The sequence below is a fragment of the Bradyrhizobium zhanjiangense genome (assembly GCF_004114935.1).
GTDB classification, from domain to species: domain Bacteria; phylum Pseudomonadota; class Alphaproteobacteria; order Rhizobiales; family Xanthobacteraceae; genus Bradyrhizobium; species Bradyrhizobium zhanjiangense.
Map to the genome: position 1 here is coordinate 1,404,968 of NZ_CP022221.1, position 16,319 is coordinate 1,421,286.

General features: G+C 64.1%; 15 protein-coding genes. 12 read left to right on the forward strand and 3 right to left on the reverse strand.

Annotation, left to right across the window (positions count from 1 at the left end):
• Positions 1-41: 41 nt before the first annotated feature.
• Positions 42-743, forward strand: coding sequence for a nitroreductase (locus XH85_RS06660; RefSeq protein ID WP_128931252.1), 702 nt, complete (start codon positions 42-44; stop codon positions 741-743).
• Between the two features lie 102 nt (positions 744-845).
• On the opposite strand, the gene XH85_RS06665 is transcribed toward XH85_RS06660, so the two are convergent.
• Positions 846-1,394, reverse strand: coding sequence for a sigma-70 family RNA polymerase sigma factor (locus XH85_RS06665; RefSeq protein WP_008543571.1), 549 nt, complete (start codon positions 1,392-1,394; stop codon positions 846-848).
• Positions 1,394-1,627: a NepR family anti-sigma factor gene (locus tag XH85_RS06670; RefSeq protein ID WP_164934705.1), complete on the reverse strand. Its 234-nt coding sequence runs from the start codon at positions 1,625-1,627 to the stop codon at positions 1,394-1,396. The genes XH85_RS06665 and XH85_RS06670 overlap by 1 nt, the downstream gene beginning before the upstream one ends.
• 226 nt (positions 1,628-1,853) lie before the next feature.
• On the opposite strand from XH85_RS06670, the gene XH85_RS06675 reads away from it, so the two are divergent.
• The 5 genes from XH85_RS06675 to XH85_RS06695 all read left to right on the forward strand — a co-directional run bounded on the left by XH85_RS06675 (position 1,854) and on the right by XH85_RS06695 (position 7,436).
• Positions 1,854-2,660: a response regulator gene (locus XH85_RS06675; protein ID WP_164934704.1), complete on the forward strand. Its 807-nt coding sequence runs from the start codon at positions 1,854-1,856 to the stop codon at positions 2,658-2,660.
• Between the two features lie 146 nt (positions 2,661-2,806).
• On the forward strand, positions 2,807-3,421 hold the full coding sequence (locus tag XH85_RS06680; RefSeq protein WP_128931254.1) for a nuclear transport factor 2 family protein: 615 nt from the start codon (positions 2,807-2,809) through the stop codon (positions 3,419-3,421).
• Positions 3,422-3,670: 249 nt separating this feature from the next.
• The gene (locus XH85_RS06685) at positions 3,671-4,102 is read left to right on the forward strand and encodes a hypothetical protein (protein WP_128931255.1); all 432 of its coding nucleotides are present in this window, start codon (positions 3,671-3,673) and stop codon (positions 4,100-4,102) included.
• Positions 4,103-4,228: 126 nt separating this feature from the next.
• Complete coding sequence (gene htpG, locus XH85_RS06690; RefSeq protein WP_128931256.1) at positions 4,229-6,103, forward strand: molecular chaperone HtpG; 1,875 nt, start codon at positions 4,229-4,231, stop codon at positions 6,101-6,103.
• Between the two features lie 379 nt (positions 6,104-6,482).
• The gene (locus tag XH85_RS06695) at positions 6,483-7,436 is read left to right on the forward strand and encodes an IS110 family RNA-guided transposase (protein WP_128931257.1); all 954 of its coding nucleotides are present in this window, start codon (positions 6,483-6,485) and stop codon (positions 7,434-7,436) included.
• A 148-nt stretch (positions 7,437-7,584) separates the two neighbouring features.
• On the opposite strand, the gene XH85_RS06700 is transcribed toward XH85_RS06695, so the two are convergent.
• Positions 7,585-10,719 carry a multidrug efflux RND transporter permease subunit gene (locus XH85_RS06700; protein ID WP_128931258.1) on the reverse strand — a complete coding sequence of 1,045 codons (3,135 nt, stop codon included), beginning with the start codon at positions 10,717-10,719 and terminating at the stop codon, positions 7,585-7,587.
• 424 nt (positions 10,720-11,143) lie between these two features.
• Here XH85_RS06700 and XH85_RS06705 point away from each other — a divergent pair, with 424 nt between their 5' ends.
• From XH85_RS06705 to XH85_RS06730, 6 genes are all read left to right on the forward strand, one after another.
• Positions 11,144-11,422 (forward strand): DUF3551 domain-containing protein, encoded by a 279-nt coding sequence (locus tag XH85_RS06705; RefSeq protein WP_128931259.1) that lies wholly within the window; start codon positions 11,144-11,146, stop codon positions 11,420-11,422.
• 34 nt (positions 11,423-11,456) lie between these two features.
• The gene (locus XH85_RS06710) at positions 11,457-11,726 is read left to right on the forward strand and encodes a DUF3551 domain-containing protein (RefSeq protein WP_128931260.1); all 270 of its coding nucleotides are present in this window, start codon (positions 11,457-11,459) and stop codon (positions 11,724-11,726) included.
• 235 nt (positions 11,727-11,961) lie between these two features.
• Positions 11,962-13,776, forward strand: a complete 1,815-nt coding sequence (locus XH85_RS06715) for a long-chain-acyl-CoA synthetase (protein WP_128931261.1) — start codon at positions 11,962-11,964, stop codon at positions 13,774-13,776.
• A 147-nt stretch (positions 13,777-13,923) separates the two neighbouring features.
• Positions 13,924-14,169 (forward strand): acyl carrier protein, encoded by a 246-nt coding sequence (locus XH85_RS06720; protein WP_015688794.1) that lies wholly within the window; start codon positions 13,924-13,926, stop codon positions 14,167-14,169.
• A complete protein-coding gene (locus XH85_RS06725) occupies positions 14,156-15,538 on the forward strand; it encodes a class I adenylate-forming enzyme family protein (RefSeq protein ID WP_164940710.1) in 1,383 nt (460 codons plus the stop codon). The genes XH85_RS06720 and XH85_RS06725 overlap by 14 nt, the downstream gene beginning before the upstream one ends.
• A complete protein-coding gene (locus XH85_RS06730; protein WP_128931263.1) occupies positions 15,531-16,253 on the forward strand; it encodes an SDR family NAD(P)-dependent oxidoreductase in 723 nt (240 codons plus the stop codon). Before XH85_RS06725 ends, XH85_RS06730 begins: the two co-directional genes overlap by 8 nt.
• The last annotated feature ends 66 nt before the right edge of the window (positions 16,254-16,319 follow it).

The window sequence follows — 16,319 nt, forward strand, 5'->3', positions numbered from 1 at the left end:
CTATGCGCCTTTGCCCACCCTACCAAGAGCGCGAGCTAAACATGGATGCAAAAGTGAGCCAGACACAAGACCGCATCGGCGTGCTCGAAGAGCTCCTCAACGAGCGCTACTCCGTGCGTGCCTTTCTCCCGAAGGAAGTTGACCGTGCCATCATCGAGCATGTGCTGACCACCGCGCAGCGCACCGCGTCCTGGTGCAACAGCCAGCCCTGGCAGGTGATCATCGCCAGCGGCGCGGCCAAGGAGCGCTTTCGCCAGGCGATCTACAAGGAGGCCTCGGGCGGTCTCGGCGACGATTACGATTTCACCCCGCCGCGAGAATATGTCGGGGTCTATCTCGAGCGCCGGCGCGAGAGCGGCTTTCAGCTCTACAATACGCTCGGCATCGTCCGCGGCGACAAGGCGGCCTATGCCAGGCAGGCGCTGGAGAACTACAATTTCTTCGGCGCGCCGCATGTGGCGATCATTCACACCAATGAGCCGCTCGGCATCTATGGTGCGATCGATTGCGGCGCCTATGTCTCCAATTTCCTGCTGGCCGCGCAGGCGCTCGGGCTCGGCACCATTCCGCAGGCGGCGCTTGCGCGCCATTCCGGCTTGATCCGCCGTCACTTCAACCTGCCCGACGACCGCCGTGTCGTCTGCGGCATTTCGTTCGGCTATGCCGACCACGCGCACAGGGTCAACAGCTACCGCACCTCGCGAGCCAATGTCGCGGGCACCGTGACCTTCGTGGACGAGTGATCGGCGCTGCAAGCTTGGCGCGATCACGTTTTTCGCACGCGCGCAAAGGCGGCCGCGCAAGCGGCCGTCTTCATGCCGTCTCGATCCTGATGATGCCTGCCGTCAGCCGCCGCTGCCGCCGATCACGGCCCGTACGGTCTCGTCGGGCCCAAAGTCCTCGGCGCCCTCGACATAGAGCAGCGCGGCGAGCTTCGAGCGGGCGCGGTTGACGCGGCTCTTGATCGTGCCGACCGCGCAGCCGCAGATCGAGGCCGCGTCCTCGTAGGAGAAGCCGGAGGCGCCGACCAGGATCAGCGCTTCACGCTGGTCCTGTGGAAGCTTGTCGAGCGCCGTACGAAACTCCTCGAATTCGAGATGCGCATTTTGCGACGGCTGGGTCTTCAGTGTCTTGGCGTAGTTGCCTTCGGCGTCCTCGACCTCCCGCCGCCGCTTGCGATAGTCGGAGCGGAACAGGTTGCGCAGGATCGTGAACAGCCACGCCGGCAGGTTGGAGCCAGGCTGGAACGAGTCGATGTTGGCCAGCGCGCGGAGCAACGTCTCCTGCACCAAATCGTCGGCGCGGTCCGCATTGCCGCTGAGCGAGATGGCGAACGCGCGTAAGCTCGGCACGGCCGCCAGGATGTCATTACGCAGGGAGTCCGTGAGAGGCATTAATCCCTCCCATTGTTGTTGTCGTTGGATCCACCCTCATTTTCCACTTGGTGGGCCGCTCCCGGTGCATCAAGCTTCTTGATCAGTTCAGCGAACCGATCCGGAACCCCTTGCCGCACCACGTCGTCGTACATGGCGCGCAGCTGATGGCCGATCCGGGATTGGATCTCCGGAGTGAGCCCTCCCTTGCCGGGGGTCGTGCTTTTGCTGGCTTGAGACTTGAGATCTTTCATGGCCTGTTCCACGTTTCCCCGAGTTAAGTGACTGTAAAATCGAGAATTTTTCTCAACCGGGAGCCGTTCCCTGGATAGGCACAATGCGAGTTGCGCGAAAAAGTTCCGCCCAATACGGAACTTTTCTCAGGCTGATGCGTAATCAGCCGAGCAGGGGAACCGGGCCCCCGCGTAACGCTGACCTCAGGGTAACCTCAAGTCTGGCCCGAAGATGAATGGAGTGGGGATGTCCCGTTCACAGCTTGTTGCTGAACACTTGCCGTTGTTGCGCCGGTACGCACGCGCCCTGACGGGCAGCCAGGCCTCCGGTGACGCCTATGTCGCGGCCATGTTGGAAGCCATGCTTGGCGATCCATCAGTGCTCGACGAGAGCCATGGGCCGCGCGCCGGCCTGTTCCGGCTGTTCACCCAGATCTGGAATTCCGTCTCCGTCAACGACGATGCCGAGGTGACGACCTTGCCGATGCCGCCTGAGAGGCGGTTGTCGAATATCACGCCACTGCCGCGGCAGGCCTTCCTGCTGCTCTCGCTCGAGGGCTTTTCGGAAGAGGAAGTCGCCTTCATCCTCGGCACCGACGTGGGCGAGACGCGGCGGCTCGCAGACGCTGCCGGTCGCGAGATGGCGGCTGAGATAGCCACCGACGTGCTGATCATCGAGGACGAGACTTTCATTGCCATGGACCTCGAGAGCCTGGTGAAGAATCTCGGCCACAACGTCGTCGGCGTCGCGCGCACCCATGCCGATGCGGTGGCGCTGGCCAAGAACAGGCGGCCCGGCCTGATCCTCGCCGACATCCAGCTCGCCGACGGCTCGTCGGGCCTGGATGCCGTCAACGAGCTGCTCCGCACCTTCGAGGTGCCGGTGGTGTTCATCACCGCGTACCCCGAGCGCTTCCTCACCGGCGAGCGCCCCGAGCCGGCATTCCTGATCTCAAAACCGTTCCAGCCCGCGATGGTGTCGGCGGTGGCGAGTCAGGCGCTGTTCTTCCAGCGCAACTCGCGCAACCGCACGCCCAAGGCGCCGGCAGCGTAACGGTGCGCTCGTAGTCTGAACGTTCGCAACGCATTTGATCCGGCGTGCTGCAAGGCGCGCCGGATTTTTCGTGTCCGCTTGCGGCGCTTGACGGCATCGCATTCGCCGCTCAAACCTCGTGCATCGACCCAATCGGAGATGTGCTCATGGACCCGCAGCTGCTCGATCGCCTCGCCATCCGCGACCTCGTCGAGAACTGGGCGGTGTGGCGCGACGCCGGGGACTGGGAGCGCTTTGCGACGGTCTGGCATGAAGAAGGCTGGATGTCCGCCACCTGGTTTCAGGGGCCGGCGCGGGATTTCATGCGCGTCAGCCAGGAGGGCTTCGCCAAGGGCGTGCGCATCCTGCATTTCCTCGGCGGCACCAGCATCGACCTCAGCGGTGAGCGGGCCATCGCACAGACCAAGATGACGATCTCGCAGCGGGCTTTGGTGCACGACGTGCTCTGCGACGTCGTCTGTACCGGCCGCTTCTACGATTTCCTGGAGAAGCGGCAGGCCCGGTGGGGCATCGTTCGCCGCCAGCCGATCTACGAGAAGGACCGGATCGACCCGGTCGATCCCGCTGCGCCGCTTCAGCTCGACCAGAAAGCGCTCGCCGCGCTCCCCGAGGGCTATCGCCATCTCGCCTACATGCAGGAGCTGATCGGCTACAAGGTCAAGCGCGACATGCCGGGCATGATCGGGCCCGAGGTCGAGAAGCTCTATGGCGAGGGGCGGGACTGGCTGGCGGGACCGCCAAATAACGCAACGCAAAAGTGAGCCCCAGACAAAAGTAAGGCGCGACTGGCATCACCACAGTCGCGCCCTACGTCGCCGGCTTATGGGGCAGGGGGGAATAGCCGGCTGCTGAGACGACTCCCGTCCGCAAAAGTCGTTCCAGGCCTTGCGAAATATTTTGCGGGCCTCTGGCATTTTTCGCACACGGTTAAGTGATCGTAACGGCCAAGAACCCCCGATCCTCCGCCCGCGTTGTTCCCGCGATCGCCATGGGGCGAGGGATCAATAGCCATGTTACAGATTCAAAAGGTATTTTTGGGCGCCGTCGCGATTGCCGCCACGCTGGGTGCCGTGCAACTGGCCTCCGGCCATGATTTGGCCGACCGCTGGCAGGCGGTCGCCGACATCTCCAGCCAGAGCTCAAACTTCGCCCCGAGCCACAACGTCAATCGTGCCGGCAAGGCCGACCGGCTCGGCGAGATCAAGCCGGCACCGGTCGCCACCCGCACCGTGTCGATGCGGCTCAACGACCTCGCCGACACGTCGGTGTTGTTGCGGGTCCCCGCGGTGATCGAAACCGGCAATGCCAAGCCGCCGGTGCTGCTCCAGAACCAGAAGAACCAGAAGCAGGGCCGCAGCAAGCCGACGATCGCCTGCGAGCCGATGGTCAGCTCCCTGACCGAGATCGCCAAGCTGCTCCAGCCCGGCCGCTGTGTGACCTGATCCGCGCCATTGGTCCGACCAAGGCTGCTCTGTCGCGACTTGCGGCCGAGCCTTCACATCCTCTTGATCCGCCGTTTCATCGCGCTATATCCGGGTTCCTCCCCTTTGATTTGACCGGGTAAGCGCATGACGACGTCAGATACGGCTGTGCACACGCAGCCTTTCCAGGCCGAAGTTTCCGAACTGCTGCACCTCATGGTGCACTCCGTTTATTCGGAAACCGACATCTTCCTCCGCGAGCTCATCTCCAATGCCTCCGATGCCTGCGACAAGCTGCGCTACGAGGCGATCGCCAGTCCGGACCTGCTCGGTGAGGGCGACGCGCTCAGGATCCGCATCATCCCGAACAAGTCGGCCGGAACGCTCACGATCGCCGACAACGGCATCGGCATGGAGCGGCAGGAGCTGATCGATCATCTCGGCACCATCGCCCGCTCCGGCACCAAGGCGTTCGTATCGAAGCTGAAGGAAGCCAAGGACGGCCTCGGCCTGATCGGCCAGTTCGGCGTCGGCTTCTATTCCGCCTTCATGGTCGCCGAGAAGATCGACGTGGTCAGCCGCCGCGCCGGTGAGAGTGACGTCTGGACCTGGACGTCCTCCGGCGGCTCCGGATTCGAGATCGCCCGCGCCAGCGACGAGGACGCGGCGCGCGTGACGCGCGGCACCGAGATCGTCCTGCACCTGAAGGACGACGCCAAGAAATATCTCGAGACCTACGAGATCGAGCGCATCGTCGGTGCCTATTCCGACAACATCCTGTTTCCCATCGAGCTCGTGCCTGGCGAAGGCGAGCCGCGCCAGATCAATTCGGCAAGCGCGCTGTGGCAACGCTCGAAATCCGAGCTGACGGCAGACGACTACAAGAAAGCCTATCAGCAGATCGCCTCCGCCTTCGACGATCCCGCGATGACGCTGCACTACCGCGCCGAGGGCCGCTATTCCTACGCAGTGCTGCTGTTCGCACCGTCGACGAAGCCGTTCGATCTGTTCGAGCCGAACCGCAAGGGCCGCGTCAAGCTCTACGTCCGCCGGGTCTTCATCACCGATGATGCCGATCTGCTGCCGGGCTACCTCCGCTTCATCCGTGGCGTCATCGACAGCGAGGATCTCCCGCTCAATATCTCTCGCGAGATGCTCCAGAACAATCCGCAGCTCGCGCAGATCCGTAAAGCCGTGGCGACCCGCGTCGTGTCCGAGCTCGAAAGCCTCGCCGACAAGGACGCGGAGAATTTTGCCAAGATCTGGGACGCCTTCGGCGCGGTGCTGAAGGAAGGCATCTACGAGGATTTCGAGCGTCGCGAAAAGCTCCTGGCGCTGTCGCGCTTCACCACGACGTCGGGTGAAAAGCGGTCGCTGAGGCAGGTTATCGCCGATTTCAAGCCGAACCAGACCGAGATCTATTATCTCGTCGGCGACAGCATCGAGCGACTGAAGTCCAATCCGCGGCTCGAGGCCGCGACTGCGCGCGGCATCGAGGTGCTGCTGCTGTCCGATCCGGTCGACGCCTTCTGGACCTCGATGCCCTCGGAGTTCGACGGCAAGCCGCTGAAATCGCTGAGCCAAGGCGATCTCAACCTCGACCTGATCCCGCGCCTCGACGACAAGGACGAGGCGAAGAAGGATGAGCCTGAGGCGGATGAAGCCGCCACCATCGCGGTGATCAAGGCCGCGCTCGGCGAGCGCGTCAGCGATGTCAAGGCCTCGACGCGCCTCACCAGCTCGGCCTCCTGCCTGGTTGCCGACAGCCAGGGGCCGAGCCGCGAGCTGGAGCGCATTCTGGCGCAGCAGAACCGGGGCATGAAGACCAAGCCGATCCTCGAGATCAATCTGCGCCATCCGCTGGTGACTGCGATCACCAAGGCGCAGGCCGGCTCCAAGGACGTCGACGATCTCAGCCTGCTGCTGCTCGAACAGGCCCAGATCCTGGACGGCGAATTGCCGGAAGATCCGGCGGCGTTTGCGGCGAGGCTGAACCGGCTGGTGTTGCAGGGACTGGGCTGACGCTCGCCCAACGTCGTTGCGATGGGGAAGCAGCTCGCCACGCACGCAGACCTCGTAGGGTGGGCAAAGCGACTTGTCCGCCATAGCTCGAAGAGCGACGGCGGAAGCGTGCCCTCCACATGCGCAGCGTGACCGGAATGGTGGGCACGGCGCTTTGCGCCTTTGCCCACCCTTGTAATAGCGCAATCAGATATTGTCGGCGTGTTCCGTGAGGAATGGCCTGCCGCGGCTGCAACCCGCGGCAGGCCGCTGGCGATCGGATCGCGCCCACCCTGAGCAGTTTGTGGCTGCCCCGTAGCAGGATCGCGCCAGCACCTTCATCGGACCCGGATGGTTGCCGGAACAATCAGGTTCGCTTCACAAGGCAGGGTCGACGAAGATGGCACAGACTAGCACGACGACAGCGGGAATCGATACGTCCAAGGCGAAGCTCGACATTGTAGTTCATGGTCGAGACGAGGGTTGGGAGGTCGCCAACGACCTTCCCGGTTGGCGGAAGCTGGTGCAGCTGCTGACCAAAGCTGGCGTCAAGCGAGTCGGGATCGAAGCGACCGGCGGTTACGAGCGTGGGGTAGTGGAGCATTTGCGTGCGGCCGGCGTCATCGTGCTGGTGCTGCAGCCGATCCAGGTCAAGGCGTTCGGCCGCTCCCGATTGCGTCGCGCCAAGAACGATACGCTGGATGCCGCGCTGATTGCTGCCTGCGCGGCATCGCTCGAAGAGGTGAGGAGTGCGCCGGATCCGCGCTTGGCGGAGCTCGCCGAGCAGCTCACCTTCCTCGAGCAGATCGAGGACGACATCAAGCGCTTCAAGACCCGGCTCGAGCATCTCGAGAAGCCTGGGCTACGCCGCATCGTGCTGGATGACATTGCCCGGTTGAAGGCAAGGCGGCTCTCCCAAATCCGTCACCTCGCCAAGCAACTACGTGCTCACCACGATCTCGCTGTCCGCCTTGACCTGGTGATGAGCATTCCCGGGATCGGTGAGCGCACGGCACTGGCCCTCCTGGTCCGCATGCCTGAACTCGGCCGTGTCAGCCGGGAGGAAGTCGCAGCCCTTGCCGGGCTGGCTCCCTTCGACAACGATAGCGGGCAGTACAAGGGCCAACGCCGTATCGCCGGCGGCCGCGCTCGCCTGCGTCGCTCTCTGTTTGCGGCAGCCCTGCCTGCGGCCTTCCGCTGGAACAAGGCCGTCATGGCCCTCTATGCCCGCCTGACTGCGGCCGGAAAGGCTCACAATGCCGCTCTCATCGCATGCGCGCGCAAGCTGCTCATCTATGCCAACACCGTCGTGCAACGCGGAACGCCGTGGACTGAAAAACTCCTCGGCGTTTAATGGTTGCTACGACACCTGCAAGAGCGAAGCTGTTGCCTCATACTCCGTCATTGCGAGGAGCCCTCGCGACGAAGCAATCCAGAATCTCTCCGCGGAAAGACTCTGGATTGCTTCGCTGCGCTCGCAATGACGGAGGTCGTGGTTCGGCTCACTCCGCCGCATCCTTCTGCTTGTCCCTAGCTGCCTCCGCATCTGGCTTCCCCTCCATCCAGCGCGAAAGCAGGTTGGAGAATCGGTCGAGGTAGAGATAGACGATGGGGGTCGTGAACAGCGTCAGGGCCTGGCTCACCAGAAGGCCGCCGACCATGGCGTAGCCGAGCGGCTGGCGGATCTCGGCGCCGGTGCCGTGGCCGAGCATCAGCGGCACGCCGCCGAGCAGGGCCGCCATTGTCGTCATCATGATCGGGCGGAAGCGCAGCAGCGCGGCCTGGCGGATCGACTGCTCAGGCGTCAAATGCTGCTCGCGCTCGGCGACGATGGCAAAGTCCACCATCATGATCCCGTTCTTCTTGACGATGCCGATCAGGAGGATGACGCCGATCAGGGCGATGAGGCTGAAGTCGAAGCCGAAGATCATCAGGATCGCGATCGCGCCGACGCCGGCCGACGGCAGCGTGGACAGGATGGTCAGCGGGTGGATGTAGCTCTCGTAGAGCACGCCCAGCACGAGATACACCACGACGAGCGCCGCGAGGATCAGCATCGGCACGGTGCCGAGCGATTGCTGGAACGCCTGCGCGGTGCCCTGGAAGCTCGTCGATAGCGTCGGCGGCGCGCCCATCGCGCTGACCGCGCGCAGCACGGCATCGGTCGCCTGTCCTAAGGCCACGCCTTCGGCAAGGTTGAAGCTGATCGTGACCGCCGGAAACTGGCCCTGATGCGCGATCGCAAGCGGCCGCACCGGCACGTTGGTCCAGTTGCAGATCACCGAGAGCGGCACCTGCTCGCCGGTGAGCGGCGATTTGATGTAGAGCTTCTCGAGCGTATCGAGCTGCCCCTGCAGCGCCGGCGTGATCTCGAGCACGACGTGATAGCTGTTGGTCTGGGTGAAATACTGCGCGACCTGGCGCTGGCCGAAGGCGTCGTAGAGCGTGTCGTCGATCAATTGCGGCTGGATGCCGTAGCGTGCGGCGGTGTCGCGATTGATCCTAAGCTGCAGCGTCGTGCCCTCCGTCTGCTGGTCGGTGGCGACGTCGCGCAGTTGCGGCAGGCCCCTCATGCCGGCCAGGATCTTTGGCGCCCATTCGTTCAGCTCGGCGAGATTGGCGTCCTGGAGCGTGAACTCGAACTGGGTGCGGGTGGCGCGCCCTCCGAGCCGCACGTCCTGCGAGGCCTGCATATAGAGGCGTGCGCCCTCGACTTCGGCGAGTTTTGGCCGCAGCCTCGCGATAATTTGCTGTGCGCTGGCATCGCGCTCACCGATCGGCTTCAGAGTGACATACATGCGCCCCGAATTCAGCGCCGTGCCGCCGCCGCCGATGAACATCGCAATGGAATCGACGGCAGGGTCGGCCTGCACGATGGCGTTGAGCTCCTCCTGCCGGCGCTTCATCTCGGCGAAGGAGATGTCCTGGGGCATCTCGGACACCGCGGTGAGGAAGCCGTTATCCTGCTGCGGGAAGAAGCCCTTCGGGATCACGATGAACAGCAGTGCCGAGAGCGCGACGGTGCCGAAGAAGATGAGAAGCGTGACGAAGCTGTGCCGCAGCGCGAGGTCCAGCCCGCGCTCGTAGGCGCCGAGCAGGCGCTCGAACATCCGCTCGCTCCACTGGTAGAAGCGGCCGCGCCGCGCCTCATGGTCGGCGCGCAGGAAGCGCGAGGCCATCATCGGCGTCAGGGTCAGCGACACCACGAGCGAGACGAAGATCGCCATCGATAGCGTCACCGCGAATTCGCGGAACAGCCGGCCGATGATGCCACCCATCAGCAGCAGCGGGATCAGCACGGCGACCAGCGAGACGCTGATGGAAACGATGGTGAAGCCGATCTCGGCGGCGCCCTTGTACGCCGCGGCGAGTGGGCTCTCGCCCCGCTCGACATAGCGCGTGATGTTCTCCAGCATCACGATGGCATCGTCGACCACGAAGCCGACCGCAATGGTCAGCGCCATCAGCGAGAGATTGTCCAGCGAATAGCCGAACACCCACATCAGCGAGCAGGCGCCGAGCAGAGCCAGCGGAACCGTGATGCTCGGGATGATCGTGGCCCAGAAGCTGCGCAGGAAAATGAAGATCACCATCACCACGAGCGCGATGGTGATCATGAGCGTGATCTGCACGTCGTCGACCGCCGCGCGGATGGTGATGGTGCGGTCGCTGATGATCTTGATCTTGATCGCGGGCGGGATCGCCGCGATCAGCCGCGGCAGTTTCTCCTTGATGCGGTCGACGGTCTCGATGACGTTAGCGCCGGGTTGCTTGAAGATGACCAGGAACACGCCGCGCTTGCCGTCGGCCCAGGCCGCGGTCTTCATGTCCTCCGGCCCGGACACGGCCTCGCCGATGTCGCGGATCCGTAAAGGCGCGCCGTTGCGGTAGGCGACGATCACGTCCTTCCAGTGCGAGGCCTCGAGCAGCTGGTCGTTGGCGTAGATGGTATAGGAGCGGCGCGTGCCGTCGATGTTGCCCTTCGGGCTGTCCGCGGTGGCGGCCGCGATCTGGCTGCGAACGTCCTCGAGCGACAATCCCTTGGCGACGAGCTTGGTCGGATCGATCTGGATGCGCACCGAGGGTTTTTGCTGCCCGCCGACGAACACCTGCGCCACGCCGGGGATCTGGCTGATCTGCTGGGCGAGCTGTGCGTCGGTGCGGTCGCTGACCGTGGTCAGCGGCAGCGTATCGGAGGTCGCCGACAGGATCATGATCGGCGAGTCCGCCGGGTTGACCTTGCGATAGGTCGGCGGCGAGGGCAGATTCTTCGGCAATTGTCCGCTCGCCGCGTTGATCGCGGCCTGCACGTCATTGGCGGCGGCGTCGATCAGGCGGTTGAGATCGAACTGGATGGTGATCGACGCCGAGCCCAGCGAGCTCGTCGAGGTCATCTGCGTGATGCCGGGGATCTGCGCGAGCTGGCGTTCGAGCGGCTGTGCCACCGAGGAGGCCATGGTTTCGGGACTGCCGCCCGGAAGTGACGCGGAAACCTGGATGGTCGGAAAGTCGACCTGGGGCAGCGGTGCAACCGGCAGCAGAGGATAGGCCACGAGGCCTACGAACAAGATGCCCGCCATCAGCAGCGAGGTGCCGATCGGATAGCGGATGAACGGAGACGAAAAGCTCTCTTGCATGCCCTGAGCCTGCAGACCGGCCGGCGCATCTTTCCCCGCGCAGGGCGGAGCCGCGCTCGAGAGCCCCGAGCGCGAATGTGCGTTTCCTTCAGCCCCTATGTCTATTGATTGCCCTGGAACGTCGTTGGTCCGGGGCCAGTGTTGTAACCGAAAGAGTAATCCGTTCGCTGCAGCCTGCGAACGGATTCCTGCTCCGGATGCTTGCGACCTTTGTCGAAGGAATGCTGTCGCGAGATATGCGTCCTGTGCAGGCCCGAAACGGAGCTCTTTTCCGCTTTTGCGTCGTTGCAGTGCCGTGTCTCATCCGTTTCGGCGCGTGTCACAAGCGGGAGAGGTATGAACAGGAACAATCGCTTCTTCCGCGCTGTTGTGCCATATCGAAATGAAATAACGCGTGCCGTTGCCACGATTCGAGGACTGCCCGATGCGCCTGCCGATCCTGACCCTCACCGCCATTGCCACGCTTTTCATGGCGGCAGATGCCAGCGCCCAGACCTACGATCCGCGCTACCCGGTATGCATGCATGTCTACACGCCCGGCGGCTTCGCCGGTGGCGGCGGCGATTATTACGACTGCTCCTTCACTTCGCTGCCGCAATGCCGTGCCACGGCGTCAGGCCGCTCGGCCAGCTGCGACGTCAATCCCTATTACGCTTTCGATGAACCGCCGCCGCCGCGCCGGCGCTACAAGAAGGTGCACTAGCGCTTCCGCGATGCGACTTCCGAGGACCGATTTCATGCGCCACTCATTCGGCCTGATCGCGACTTTCGGTGCCTTACTGGTAGCCGCGCCCTCACATGCGCAGACCTTTGATCCGCGCTACCCCGTCTGCATGCACGTCTATTCCGGCTCAAACGGCGGCGGCGGGGACTGGTACGAGTGCTCCTTTGTCTCGGTACCGCAGTGCCGCGCCACTGCGTCGGGCCGCGCCGCAACTTGCGATCTCAATCCATACTTTGCCGTCAACGTCCCGGCATCGCGCCCGCGTTATAGGCGAAATGGTTAGCATCGGGCGGATTGCCGCGCGGTCTCGCCTGGGGCCTGCCGCTACCCCTTCCTGATCCCCGACAACTCCACCTTGTGCCAGCGATCGTCTCGGCCGGCAGCATGCCGCCGAACTCGCCCGCTTGGTAAAGGATCGCTAGCGTTAATCCCGCCCTAACCGGGTTTTAGCCTGTCTCTTAACATCTGGGCAGGCTCGCAGGTCTAAGCTGCCGGATCAGCAGACACGTCCCGAAAGAATGAACGGCATGACCACCGGTGTCCTCGAGCAACAGAAAGCCGCGCGCGCCCCCTCGGCTTCGAAAATCTGGCTGAAGGCAATCGAGCTCACCGCGCGGATCGAGACGCTGCCGGGACGTCTGTTTGCGGACGTCGTCGACGATTGGGCGCAGCGCCAGCCCGATCGCGCAGCGCTGGTGACCGACGATGCCACTCTCGATTACGAAGGTCTGTCGAAGAGGATCAACCGCTATGCGCGCTGGGCTCGGTCGGCTGGCGTTGCCAAGGGCGACACCGTTGCTCTGATCATGCCGAATGGCATCGACTATGTCGCGGCCTGGCTCGGCATCAGCCGTATCGGCGGCGTGGCTGCGCTGATCAACACCAAGCTCATTGGGCAATCGCTCGCACATTGTGTCGACGTCGCAAAGCCGTCGCATGTCATCGTTGCGCATGAGCTGATGGAGATGTGGGACAGCGCAGCGCCGTACCTGAAGACGGACGCAAAAGTCTGGACCCATGGCGATGCCCGCGGCGAACGCGCGATCGACGTGGCGCTGGCCGCGCTCGAAGATGGAGCGCTCTCGCCGGACGAACATGGCGACGTCACCATCGATGACCGCGCGCTGCTGATCTACACCTCGGGCACCACCGGCTTGCCGAAGGCCGCCAGCATCAGTCACCGCCGCATCCTCAATTGGGGCTTTTGGTTCGCCGGCCTCACCGGCGCGACGCCGCAGGACCGGCTCTACGATTGCCTGCCGCTGTTCCACTCGGTCGGTGGCATCGTCGCGCCCTGCAGCATGCTGGCTGCCGGCGGCTCGGTAGTGATTGCGGAGAAATTTTCGGCCTCGCATTTCTGGTCCGACATCGTCCGGCATGATTGCACGCTGTTCCAGTATATCGGCGAGCTCTGCCGTTATCTGCTCAAGGCGCCGCCGTCGGAATATGAGAACCGGCATCGTCTGCGGCTCGTCTGCGGCAACGGCCTGCGTGGCGACATCTGGGAAGACTTTCAGGCGCGCTTTTCCATTCCGGGCATCCTCGAGTTCTATGCTGCAACCGAGGGTAATTTCTCGCTGTTCAACGTCGAGGGCCAGCCGGGCGCGATCGGCCGCATCCCGCCGCTGCTCGCGCATCGCTTTCCCGCAAGCCTCGTCAAGCTCGATCCCGATACCGGCGCGCCGCTGCGCAACGAAGAAGGCTTTTGCATCGCCTGCGCCCGCGGTGAGGCCGGGGAAGCGATCGGCCGCATCGGCACCGCGGACCAGGGCGGCGGCCGTTTCGAGGGCTATACCGACGCTGGCGAGACCGAGAAGAAGATCCTGCGCGACGTCTTTGCCAGGGACGATGCCTGGTTTCGCACCGGCGACCTGATGCGGGTCGACGACAAGGGCTTCTTCCATTTCGTCGACCGCATCGGCGACACCTTCCGCTGGAAGGGCGAGAACGTCGCGACGTCGGAAGTGAACGATGCCGTGCGGGATTTCACCGGCGTGATCGATGCCACCACCTACGGCGTCAGCATCCCCGGTACCGACGGCCGCGCCGGCATGAGCGCGCTTGTTGTGAATGAGGGCTTTGAGATCGCCGCACTGCCTGCGCATCTGGCGCAGCGCCTGCCGGCCTATGCCCGTCCCGTTTTCATTCGCATCTCTTGCGAGATCGATGCGACCGAGACCTTCAAGCAGAAGAAAGGCGACCTCGCGCGCGAAGGCTTCGATCCAGAGGCGATAACGGATCCGCTGTTCATGGTTGACCCGAAATCCGGCGCCTATGTCGCGCTTGACGCTGAGGCCTATGCGCAGATCGTGGACGGCGCGATCAGGTTGTAACGCTGCGAAAAATCCGCAGATAGGTCCAATTTTATCTGAATTGTCCAAGAAGCCATTTACTTCTGTCGGGTAAACAGGCGGCCATGGGGAGGCGGTCAGCAAGAGCCGCCGCAACGCGAACGATCGATAACAACAAGCGAGCCAGCCATGTCGGTAAGGTCTAAGGTCATTGAAGCGATCCAGCAGATCGCCAAGGAACAGCACGTCACGCTTCCTGCACTCTCGGACGATCTGTCCCTGCACGAGACGGGCTTCGACTCGCTCGCCTTCGCGATCCTGGTCGCGCGTCTTGAGGACGAGACCGGCGTCGACCCCTTCACCATTTCCGAGGACGCAGCGTTCCCCGCCACCGTGGGCGATTTCGTGCGGGCCTACGAAAATGTCCCCGCGTGAGATCTTTGCGCTTCGCGACCATCTCGGCGCGGAGCTGAAGGGCCGCACGCTGTCAGATGCGCAGACGAGCGTGTCGCTGACGGACATCCTGTCGCAGACGGTCCTCGGCGGCCGCCTGCGCGAATTGTCCGGCCGCTGTGTGCTGCTCAGGCTGTCCGACCAGCTCCGGTCGGGCCTTGCCATGATCGAGCTCGACGGCATCGCGCGTCGCATGCTGCTGTGCCCGCCCGATCTCAACCCGGCGCATCTCGATGCGTTGATCGCGGATGCCGGGATCGATGCCGTCGTGACTGACGAGCCGGATCGCTGGGCCAACACCGGCGTCGCGCTCATTGTCACTGCAGACCTGCCGCTCGAAGCGGCCGCGCCGGCGAAGACCGAACGTGCCACGGAATGGCTGATGCTGACTTCGGGTACGTCGGGCGTGCCCAAGATCGCCGGGCACACGCTGGAAGCACTCACCGGCGCAATCGTCGCCGAAGGCCCCGCGCGCGGACCTGCGCCGGTGTGGGCCACGTTCTACGACATCCGCCGCTATGGCGGGCTGCAAATCTTCCTCCGCGCCATCCTTTCCGCCGGCTCGATGGTGCTGTCGGACCCGCATGAGGCGCTGGCCGATCACGTCGCGCGGCTGAATGCGCGCGGCGTCTCGCATATCTCCGGCACGCCCTCGCACTGGCGCAAGCTCCTGATGAGCGGCTCGGCGGCACAGTTCGCGCCGGGTTACGTCCGTCTCTCCGGCGAGATCGCCGATCAGGCGGTGCTGGACGGCTTGAAAGCGGCATTCCCCAAGGCCTCCGTCGGTCACGCCTATGCCTCGACCGAGGCCGGCGTCGGCTTCGCTGTCAATGACGGGCTGGAGGGTTTTCCGGCCGACTATCTCGGTAACCGCAATGGTGTCGAGATGAAGGTGGTCGACGGCTCGCTGCGCATCCGCTCGACGCGCACCGCGCACGCTTACATTGGCCGCAACGCTGCCGCGCTCACCGATGCGGACGGCTTTGTCGATAGCGGCGACATCGTCGAGCTGCGCGGCGATCGCTATTATTTCGTCGGCCGCCGCGGCGGCATCATCAATATCGGCGGGCTGAAGGTTCACCCCGAGGAGATCGAGGCGGTGATCAACCGCCATCCCGACGTGCGGATGTCACGGGCCAAATCCCGCCGCAGCCCGATCACCGGCGGCATCGTCGTCGCCGACGTGATCCTCGCCGACGGCTCCGATCCCGCGCGCGCGAAAGAGATCCGCGACCAGATCCTTGACCAGTGCCGCGCCCAGCTCGCCTCGCACAAGGTGCCGGCGGTGATCCGTTTCGTCGAGGCGCTCGACGTCACTCCGGCCGGCAAACTGGCGCGCACCGATGCATAATGTTCTCGTCACCGGCGGCAGCCGCGGCATTGGCCTTGCGATCGCAAGGCGCCTCGCCGGCGCTGGCTTCAACGTGATTGCCGCCGCACGGCGCGAGAGCGAGGAGCTCAAGGCCGCAATCGCCGCGTCTGAGGGACGCCTGCATTTCCGCGCCTGCGATCTCGCCGTGATCGACGCGATCCCCGCTTTCGCAAAGCTCGTCCGCGACGAATTCGGCCCGATCTACGGCCTCGTCAACAATGCCGGCCTCGGCACCGAAGGCCTGCTCGCCACCATGCACAATTCCGAGATCGAGGCGCTGGTGCAGCTCAACGTGCTGTCGCCGATCATCCTCACCAAATATGTCGCGCGGCAGATGATGGCCGATGGCGCCGGCCGCATCATCAACATCTCCTCGATCATCGCGACCACCGGCTATAATGGCCTCTCCGTCTACGGCGCCACCAAGGCGGCCGCGACCGGCTTCACCCGCTCGCTGGCGCGCGAGGTCGGCAAGCTCGGTATCACCGTGAATGCGATCGCGCCGGGATTCATCGACACCGAGCTGACGCACAATCTCTCCGACGAGGGACGCAAACGCATCGCCGGCCGCAGCGCACTGCGCCGCCTGCCGGAGACAGAGGACGTCGCGCGCATGGTGGAATATCTGCTCGGTGAGGGCGGCCGCAACGTCACCGGCACCGTCTTCACGATCGACGCGGGGAATACGGCGTAGCGGAACTCTGTCGCCGCAATAGATTTGATCCGGCTCAATTTGAATTCACCGGATTTGGTCGTATGA